5 protein-coding genes and 1 tRNA gene are annotated in these 8,432 nt (G+C 41.2%); 2 read left to right on the forward strand and 4 right to left on the reverse strand.

The window, feature by feature from the left end:
- Positions 1-464: 464 nt before the first annotated feature.
- A tRNA-Gly gene (locus WAZ74_RS11925) sits at positions 465-539 on the reverse strand.
- Positions 540-802: 263 nt separating this feature from the next.
- Between WAZ74_RS11925 and WAZ74_RS11930 the strand changes: the two genes are divergently transcribed.
- Positions 803-2,467: an alpha-keto acid decarboxylase family protein gene (locus WAZ74_RS11930; protein WP_422308524.1), complete on the forward strand. Its 1,665-nt coding sequence runs from the start codon at positions 803-805 to the stop codon at positions 2,465-2,467.
- Between the two features lie 562 nt (positions 2,468-3,029).
- Entirely contained in the window at positions 3,030-4,820 is a 1,791-nt protein-coding gene (locus WAZ74_RS11935) for a potassium/proton antiporter (protein ID WP_422308525.1), read from the forward strand.
- A gap of 111 nt (positions 4,821-4,931) precedes the next feature.
- Here the strand turns inward: WAZ74_RS11935 and WAZ74_RS11940 are convergent, their stop codons facing one another.
- The 3 genes from WAZ74_RS11940 to bhcC form a co-directional block, all read right to left on the reverse strand.
- Positions 4,932-5,465 (reverse strand): DUF2058 domain-containing protein, encoded by a 534-nt coding sequence (locus WAZ74_RS11940; protein WP_422308526.1) that lies wholly within the window; start codon positions 5,463-5,465, stop codon positions 4,932-4,934.
- A gap of 352 nt (positions 5,466-5,817) precedes the next feature.
- The gene (gene bhcD, locus WAZ74_RS11945) at positions 5,818-6,825 is read right to left on the reverse strand and encodes an iminosuccinate reductase BhcD (RefSeq protein ID WP_422308527.1); all 1,008 of its coding nucleotides are present in this window, start codon (positions 6,823-6,825) and stop codon (positions 5,818-5,820) included.
- A 117-nt stretch (positions 6,826-6,942) separates the two neighbouring features.
- Complete coding sequence (gene bhcC, locus WAZ74_RS11950; protein WP_422308528.1) at positions 6,943-8,094, reverse strand: 3-hydroxy-D-aspartate aldolase BhcC; 1,152 nt, start codon at positions 8,092-8,094, stop codon at positions 6,943-6,945.
- Positions 8,095-8,432 lie beyond the last annotated feature (338 nt).

Below are 8,432 nucleotides of genomic sequence, written 5' to 3' on the forward strand. Positions count from 1 at the left end.
GATGGTTGTTCGAAGTGTCTTGAAAATCATTAAGCTTAGCGCCGATACATATTTTACTCGGTCTAATTACTTTTAAATATTAGGTTGTAGTCATCACCGTTTAAGCGACAATTAATTTTGAATGTTATAAATCTGAAATAGATTTCGGAAAATTTAGGCCTCTAAAAAATACGTTTTTTGCTGAATTGAGGTTGGGTTCAAAAATCAGCATAGTGCCAAATTCACGAGGTTAGGTGTCATGATGACTTTTTGACTAGAAAAGGCTAGGTTGTGGTCAGATACGTATACGCAGTTTTAGGGCAGGGCACGGTTTGGGCACCAAATGGGCACCGCACCGAAAATGAGCTTTTTGACTGAGTAGATAAGCTTAACTATATTCAAAAATATATCTCGAGAATTTCTCTACAACCCCCGAAAATTAGACAAAAAAAAGCCTCACTGTGAAGTGAGGCTTTCTTAATATTTGGAGCGGGAAAAGAGATTCGAACTCTCGACCCCAACCTTGGCAAGGTTATGCTCTACCACTGAGCTATTCCCGCTAATTATCAACTAACTATTGCTAGATGATGATGGCGTATTATACGCAGTTTTTTGAGTCTGTCAACAGTCTCAATGCAAGAAAGTAAAATTTAGCAAAGTAGGCATGTTATTCCAGTATAGAACTATGATATAACAGATTGTTATAATATACATTCCAAAAGCTTTGCTTTATATAAATAAGCTGGAATATCATTTTATAATTAATTTTAACCGTATCAACAACCATGACTATTAATAACGATAAGTCTTAAGGATAAGCAACATGAGTAAGCAATATACCATCGCCGATTATTTATTTGATCGTGTCGCAGAGGCGGGCGCAACCGAGATATTTGGCGTACCCGGAGATTTTAATCTAACCTTTTTGGATAATATTCTCGTCTCTGATAAATTACGCTGGGTCGGTAATACCAATGAGCTAAATGCAGGTTATGCAGCTGATGGCTATGCACGAGAGCGTGGCTTTGCCGCTATGGTGACCACTTTTGGCGTCGGTGAGTTGTCCGCAATTAATGCGACCGCAGGATCTTTTGCAGAGTATGCGCCAGTGCTGCATATCGTTGGTGCGCCTAGTACGGCTTTGCAAGATTCAAAAGGTCGTATCCATCATACATTGGGTGACGGTGTGTTTAATCATTTTATTAAAATGGTAGAACCTGTGACTGTGGCACGTGCGCAAATTACGCCTGATAATGCCGCGTCTGAAATCGACCGTGTGATTCGTCTGATACTGAAAAAGCATCGCCCAGGTTATTTGATGCTATCACCGGATGTGGCAAAAATGCCTATTTATCCACCGACGACCAAGCTTGTCGATAGTGAAGAGGATATCACCAGCCAAGCGGCACTGGCAGACTTTAAGGAAGCGCTCATAGAGTTTTTACCGAATAAAACCACGACCTTGATGGCAGATTTGATGGTGCATCGTTTGGGGCTACAAAATCAGCTTAAGGCTTTAATCGCTGATACTGATATTCCTTATACGACGTTATCATGGGGCAAAACCTTGCTTGATGAAAATAGTGAGCGTTGGGCGGGAACTTATGCGGGCGTCGCATCGCGTCCTGTGGTTAAGGATATGGTTGAAAACTGTGAATGTTTGATAAAAATTGGTGTGCAATATACTGATACTACCACCGCAGGTTTTAGTCAAGATATTGATGAAAATGCGGTGGTTGACCTGCATTATGAGCGTGCAAGCATTGCAGGCAAAAACTTTGCTCCTATCGCTTTAAAAGATGCGTTACAAGTATTGCATCAAGTGATGACCTCAGGTATCAAAATTGTCGCCAAGCAGTTCTGTGAAGAAGTAAAGCCGCATGAGCAACATGGCAAGGATGATGAACCTATCCGTCAAGATGATTTATGGCATATCATTGCTGATGCGCTTGATGATAAAAATTTGGTATTTTCTGAACAAGGTACGGCTTATTTCGGTATCAGCGATGTGCGTCTGCCAGAAGGCGTGACATCTTATGGTCAGCCGATGTGGGGCTCTATCGGTTATACCTTGCCAGCAAGCTTAGGTGGTGCCATTGCTTCACCGCATAAGCGTAGTATATTACTAATTGGTGATGGCTCTGCTTTATTAACCATTCAGGAAATTGCAGTGATGATTCAAGAGCGTATCAATCCTGTGATTGTATTGATCAATAATGATGGCTATACCGTTGAGCGCGCGATTCACGGTGAAAATCAGTACTATAATGATATTCCTAAATGTGATTGGCAGCTGATGCCAAAAGCGTTTGGTGCTACTGATGATAATAGCCTATTGCTAAAAGTAGAAACAGCTGGAGAATTAAAAGCAGCTCTCAAGCAAGCAGCTGCCACCAAAGACAAGCTGGTGATGTTAGAGGTCATTGCTGATAAACATGATATCCCGCCATTACTTGCAGATATTTGCGCCGCGCTTAAACCTAAATAGCCTAAGTAGTATAAATAGCGTTAATTGGCATGTATAGATAAATTTCATTCATTAAAATTAGGGCGTGTCCTCATTTTGAAAATGGTGATAAAAATGAGATAAATTGTAGCCAAACAAGGAAAATAGTGCAGTTAATATCGAGATATGAACCAGCTATTTGACGCAGTTTGGCAAATATTTAGCCATTTTTAGCCCATTTAAAGTTTCATGATCAGATTGAGGACACGCCCTAAGCACTAAAAGCTTATAAATAACATAAGCTCTACTTAGTATCATTACTAAGTAGAGCTTTTTTTAAATATAAAAAGCGTTTTCTCTGTAAGTTTCCTGTAAATGAGATTTTTTTAACCAAATTGCTCAATATCGCCGTTTAATAAGGGCTGCCTGCCGGATTGTATGTTATAAAATACAGTCAGGTTTTTGATTTGGATAGTTTTAGTTTTTTGATACTTTGAGTACACTTGATCATTTTTAATATATATGGGCTGCAACCTGCAGGAGGGTAAAGCCAATACTGTCATAACAGTGAATAAAATAACGATTAAAATAGGGCTTAAAAAAGATGGATACCTTAAATATCCTTTATTTCGTAGGAGCAGTATTAATTTTTGCCAGTATTATGGCAAGTACATTATCAGCACGTTTGGGCGTTCCTTTATTATTATTGTTTTTAATGGTTGGAATGCTAGCTGGCGAAGAAGGTATTTTGGGTATCGAGTTCTCTCAGTATGCACTTGCCAACTTTGTAGGGCAGGCAGCTTTAGCCTGTATCCTGCTAGACGGTGGACTACGTACCTCATTTAAATCATTTCGCGTTGGTCTAAAGCCAGCTGTTACCCTTGCTACTTGGGGTGTCCTCGCCACTGTCATGATACTGGGCGTATTCGTGACTTGGTTACTCGATGTCGATTGGCGACTTGGGCTATTGATGGCAGCAATAGTCGGTTCGACCGATGCGGCAGCGGTTTTTTCACTGCTGCGTAATGGTGGCGTGAAACTTAACGACCGTGTCCAAGCCACATTGGAGCTAGAGTCTGGTGCTAACGATCCTTTAGCTATATTGTTAGTGACAGGATTGATTGCCTTAAATGTTGATCCTGCTGGACAAACGGTGTTAGGATTTTTAGGAATATTATTACAGCAATTAAGTTTTGGCTTAGGTATGGGTTTGCTGTTTGGTTATTTATTAGCAAGACTATTACCCAAGATACTGTTAGCAGAAGGCATGTATGCCATCTTAATCATGTCTGCTGGCTTGGCAGTCTTTGCCGCGACTAACCTTATCGGCGGCAGTGGGTTTTTGGCGATTTATCTCACCGGTGTGCTGATTGGCAACCATAAAGTACGCTCGACTGAGCATGTTATGCGAGTAATGGATAGCTTTGCTTGGTTATCACAGGCAGTGCTATTTGTCGTATTGGGTTTATTGGTGACCCCATCGAACGTTATCAATGTCTGGTATTACTCAGTTGCGATAGCCGCCTTTATGATTTTGGTTGCTCGTCCTATCGCCGTCTATACTAGCGTTAAGCCATTTAAGTTTAAAGATAGAGAAATTGGCTTTATCTCTTGGGTAGGTCTGCGGGGCGCTGTGCCGATTACCCTTGCCATTTTACCGGTGATGGCGGGGATAGATGGCGCTTTCATGTTATTTGATATTGCCTTTGGCGTGGTGGTTTTGTCTTTAATTTTGCAAGGCACGACCATTCCTGTGATGGCAAATTTATTTAAAGTGCGTATTCCAAGCAATAAAGACCCAGAAGAAGAACATGAGGTTTGGGTCTCGGATAAAGCGAGTATTACCTTATATGAGTTTGAAGTAAAAACCGGCGCATTTGCGATCGATCGTCATCCGATGGGCATCTCTCATCGCGTCAATCCTGACGAAATCAGCATCTTTGCCTTAGTGCGTAGGCAACATATTGTGATGGTCGAAGAAACGACCAAGCTTAAATGCGGGGATAGAGTGTGGTATGCGATGCGCGGTAACCATGCCAGCCAAATTGCTAAAATATTTAACGATACGACGTTGGACCTAAAAGCAATCGATGATTTTTATGGCGATTGGCTACTGTCACCGAGTGTGAAGCTTGGTGATTTACCGTTTTTTACCGGTATTATGACTTCGGAATCTTTGGTAGATAAGCTAAAGTCAAAATCTGAAGACAGCTCAAAAAGTATGTGGGAGCAAACGGTTGCTGAATATATCATCGATAACTTGGATATAAAGCCAGTATCGGGCGATACGGTGGCGATTAATGATGAATGGTCATTGGTGATTAAAGAAGTGGATGATAAAGGCAAGCTTAGAACGATTGGCTTAAAGCATGAGGAACTCGCCAAGGTTATTTAATTATTTATTTTATAATTTCTAGATACCAGCTTATTTCTTTGAACAATAAAAAGCCCTATTCATTATTAATAGGGCTTTTTGTTGCTTGTAATATTTTTTTAAAACCAGCTACTACCACATCAAATCATCTGGAATGACATAGGCCGCATAAGGATCGTCTTCTGCCAACTCGTCGTTTGATGTATCGTTAGATACCACCATAAAGCCTTCCATCTTCGAGTCGATACGATCTGCTAATGGACGAGGCAGTAGGGCATAGCTATCGTCTAAACGGGCAATAACCACGTGACCTGCGACGATTTGATCATATAGTTTTTGAGTGATATTGATTTTTTTAACTTTAGCATCATCGACAAACTGATAGCTGACGTCGCCGCTTGTCTCACTCAGTTGATGCTGCTTAATCATTTGAATAATATTGGCTCTTAGCATCTTATCTTCTAAAACCTGTTGTTTTTCTTGATTAAGCTTTTGATCCTTTTCTATCTTTTTAGCTTGGGCGTCTGCCAAGGTCTTTTTTGCTTCAATATTTGATGCATCGCCAGTACGCTTAGCATGCTGCGTCTGCTTGCTAATTTTATTGGCTTTTTTACTATCAACCAATCCAGCTTTTAAAAGTTGAGCCTGTAGGGCGTTTTTGGCCATATCTGTATTACCTAAATGAAACTAATAGATGAAAACTACTAGGTGAAATTATCTAAATCGAAATTATCGAAACTATAGAATCTAAAAGATCATGGTAACAAATTCTGCTAAGACATGTCATCAAATACACCGTTCTCATAACCTTAGGGAAAATATTAGGGATTAAAACTATCTTAATAATGACTTTCATCAATGTAGAGCGGCATTTTCAACCCATAATAAATAACTATCATCCAAAAAATGACTCTAATATTATATCAGCATCATAAAAAACCGCCAAATAAATTCATTATTTGGCGGCTCTTAAATACATTGGATTATCTACTAACTATAATAATAGTTATAACAAGAATTATAGCGATATATGCTGGGCTTCACCTTTCTCAACGGCAAGCTTAGCAGCAACGGATGCGATCGCTAAATCTTGCAAGCCAACACCGGTCCCATCAAAAATGGTAATTTCATCATCTGAGCGACGACCCGGATGCTCACCGTTGATCACATCACCAAGCGTCGTGATATCACTCTCTTTGATAGCACCCGACTTAATCGCATGCTGGGCTTCACCAATGGTAATCGATTGTGCGATTTCATCAGTGAATACGGTAGCAGATGCTATCAGGGCAGCATCAACTTCTTGCTTACCCTTGGTATCTGTGCCCATACAGGCGATATGCGTACCGGGTTTGATCCACTCTTTCATAAGCAACGGCTCAAACGCTGAAGTAATGGTAATGATCACATCTGCTTCTGCACATAACTGTTCGCGCTCAACGGCTTCAAACGGTACGCCCAATTCTTCAGCGATTTCTTGTAGACTGCTTAGACGATCAGCATCTTTATTCCAAGCAACTATCTTTTTAAAGTCACGTTGCTCAAGAGCGGCACGCAGCTGAAACGTAGACTGATGACCTGCACCAACCATACCAAGCACTTTACTGTCTTTACGTGCCAGATGGGCGATTGATACTGACGATGCGGCGGCAGTACGTACGGCCGTTAAGTAGTTACCACCAACTAGCGCGCGTAATTTACCGTTATCTGGATTGAATAAGAAAATCGTTGATTGATGGTTGGTCAAGCCTTTAGCTGCATTGCCTGGCCAATAGCCTCCTGATTTTAGGCCTAGCGATTTACCAGCGCGGTCAAAACCTGATTTAAAGCCGTATAGCGCATCAGCATAGCCAATCGCTTCACGTATGACAGGGAAGTTATAAGCGTCGCCGCGTGACATTGCTGCAAAAACATTTTCAACCGCGGTAAAGGCAGAAGGGCGATCAATCACTGATTTGCAAGCGGCTTCTGATACGATCAATAAGCCTTCGTTGTTAGCATTATTACTATTGTTTTCTTCACTCATGATAAATTCCTTTTTATTATAAAACGCCTAAATGAAAAAGGGGCTGTTGTAGGCTAAAGCTACAACAGCCCCTTTTAAATTAAACTGATAAAATGATACTAATTAAGCTTGCTGCTCTTAGTACATTTTACCGCGTGCAGATACTGGCCATACGGTTTCAACTTTGCCGTTACGGACACCAATATAAAAATCATGAACGTTACAGGTAGGATCACAATGACCCGGTACCAGTTTTAGCTTTTCATTTACTTTGAGTACGCCATGCGGATCGCTGACCACGCCATGCTCGTCTGAACACTTAACATATTCAACATCGTCACGACCGTAGATGAACGGTAGGCCACTATCAACTGACTGCGCTTTTAGACCGGCATCAACAATCGCTTTGTCAGGTTTTGCATGGCTCATCACAGACGTTAGGATAAATAAAGCGTTTTCCCACTCACCAGCATCAATACGGTTGCCGTCTTCATCTAAGATACGGCCGTAGTCGGCGTCCATAAATGCGTAAGAGCCACACTGTAATTCATTGAACACACCTGAATTACTTTCGAAGTAATAACTACCCGTACCGCCGCCTGAAACGAATTCTGGCTTAAGCCCGATTTCAGTCAATGCATCGATAGCATGTTGTACTTGATCGATAGCGACTTGAGTTTTAGCTTTACGATCGCTAAAGCTATCCATGTGCTGCATTGCACCTTGATAAGCTTGGATACCAGTGAAATGGATGTTTTCTGCAGCATCAATTGCTTTGGCGATTTCAACAACCGCTTCAGTGGTAGTCACACCACAACGACCCGCACCACAGTCAATTTCGATATAGCAATTAAGTTCAGTACCAGCTTCGGTTGCCGCCGCTGATAACTCAGCAGCACTATCGACGTCATCGACACAAACGGTGATTTTTGCACCCAACTTAGGTAAGTTAGCCAAACGCTTTAGTTTAGCAGGCTCGCGTACTTGGTTTGATACCAAGATGTCTTTGATGCCGCCACGTGCAAATACTTCTGCTTCAGAGACTTTTTGACAGCAAACACCAACCGCGCCGCCAAGATCTTCTTGCAAGTTTTGTACATCAACTGATTTGTGCATTTTACCGTGGCTACGGTGACGCATATTATGGGCTTTAGCATAATCACCCATTTTTTTGACGTTACGCTCAAGGGCGTCAAGATCTAAGATCAAACAAGGGGTTTGAATGTCAGCTTCGTCCATACCAACAGCGGCGGGTACGTTGTAACCTACTTCTAATTCTTCAGTAATCATTTTAATTCTTCCATGTGGTTAGTTAGTGTTATAAAAAGCCGTTTAAACTTGCGCATTATTTACGCTGAGTTAACGCTTAATTTTCGTACAAATGATGCTTAGTTATTGATGCCTAATATTTAGTTCTAAGCGCCTAGTTATAGGTAACCAGTTTTAAGTCATTAGTTCCAAGGCAATTTATCAAGATCAACGTTGCCACCAGTGATGATGAGGTAATCCCCCCTAAAAATAAGAACACCTAGAAATAGAGAGTAGCTGCTAAACTACCAGCAGGAGATTCTTATGAAAAAGACCCGCTTTAGCGACAACCAGATCGTCAACATTCTAAAACAAGCAGA

This window comes from Psychrobacter sp. (genome assembly GCF_049295055.1).
Lineage (GTDB): Bacteria > Pseudomonadota > Gammaproteobacteria > Pseudomonadales > Moraxellaceae > Psychrobacter.